We start from the raw sequence: 1645 nt of genomic DNA on the forward strand, positions 1-1645 counted from the left end.
AGCGGTGATGGTCGGGCAGTCGAAAAGATCGCCGCGGCTCATCTTTGTCGGACAGCCGCGAAATCCGGACCAGCGCTTCATCTTCGCCGCGAAACTCGGTGCCATCGTGATGGACTACATCAATTCCTGTCGGCTGAACAGCCGCCAAGTTCGTTCTCGCGGCGGTGCGTCGCGGTCGCGGTTCACAACCGCCCCGCAGATCCTCGTACCCAATCCCGGCGGTATCAAGGCGCTGACCGACCTGGGCCGGGCGTGCCGCTTCCGCAAGACCACCGGAGACTTCCCGGTCCCAGCGGTCGTTCCCGAAATGGGCAGGTGGCTCACCTTTCTCACCAACTCGGCCGAACAAGCGGGAACGTCGATGCTGCTTGCCGTCACAGAGCTGCTCACTGAACACTGGGCGACCGGACAGAGCACCCTCGAGGACCAAAATCTCGCCTCCGTCTTGGCATGGATCAGCCCACCGGACGAGCTGACCGTCGCACAAGCCCTCCTGGACGCGGAGAATTCGATCATTTGCCCACCCGCCGGACCCATCACATCACCGGACTTCGACAATCACCAATTACACTCGGCTATAAAAGAATTCGATGCCGCGAGGGTGTCCGGTGACAGGCTCGCCATCGATGCCGCGGAGGAGGAGCTGCACGACCTGATCGGCGGTCAGATCAAACCGACCTGGCGCATGATGTGGGACGCAATCGCATTGCTGCGTGGGGTCTCCGAGGCACCCGGCGCGGCAAAGCGTTTCGACAGGGACTGCGGGTCGTTCACAAACTTCTCCGACTACCAGGAGTCCGGCACGGCCTTGCCGCAGCGCGCTCGGGACCACGCGGTCGGGGCAGCACGAAGGCTCAGCCAACTGGAGCAGGCTATCGAAAACTTCGCAGCGGAAAGGGCATTCGATGACCCCTTCGTGCTCGCCGACCGGCGCAGCATCGGGGAGGCGTTCGCGGGGATCGTCGAATCGGCAGCGGCGGACCGAGTCATCACCAGCGCCAAGAACCGGCGAATCGCACGACCACTCGTCACCATTCGCACTCTGGATCCCACGCGCTTGCCAGACGGAACCATGTTGATCAGTCCTGAGATGGCGACCGGTCACAAGGCCGTCATTGTCAGCACCGAACTCGACGGAGACACCAGTCTGGTGACCGTAGAGATCAACGGCGGCATGGGGCGTTCCCTGACACCCCAACCGGGATCGGTGCCAGAAGTCGGCCGGCGCATCGCCTACCTGCCGGACCCTGGCTGGCGATCGACTCCCACCTTCCCTGATCCGGACGCGACACCATGGACACACACCGACACCTCAGCGCCAGATCTCGACATCTCGAATTCCGACACGGCCAACGCAGAGGTGTGGGGCAATGACGACTGACAACAGGATCGACTTCGACCCTGCCGGGCAGGCAGCGGCGGTCACCAACGCGATCCTGGCCGACCTGACCTCGACCGCTCACCGGGCGGTCGTCGTCGACTCCCCGCCGGGGGCCGGTAAGAGCACCCTCGTGGTGCGCGCCGCAGGAGACCTCGCCGCGGGAGGGGAGCGGCCAATGATCGTCGCCCAGACCAACAATCAGGTCGACGACCTCATCACCCGCCTCGGCCAGGCGCATCCGGACATCGCGATCGGTCGGCTCAG

Annotated in this window: 2 protein-coding genes; both read left to right on the forward strand. The window is 64.2% G+C overall.

Features of this window, described 5'->3' with window-relative positions:
- Positions 1-1381 (forward strand): hypothetical protein (locus NU1_RS42455; protein ID WP_067529204.1); only part of this gene is annotated, 1381 nt, incomplete at its 5' end.
- A partial coding sequence (locus tag NU1_RS38435; protein WP_371859881.1) for an AAA domain-containing protein occupies positions 1371-1645 on the forward strand: 275 nt, incomplete at its 3' end. The genes NU1_RS42455 and NU1_RS38435, both read left to right, overlap by 11 nt.

This window comes from Nocardia uniformis NBRC 13702 (assembly GCF_001613345.1).
In the GTDB taxonomy this organism is placed as follows: Bacteria; Actinomycetota; Actinomycetes; order Mycobacteriales; family Mycobacteriaceae; genus Nocardia; species Nocardia uniformis.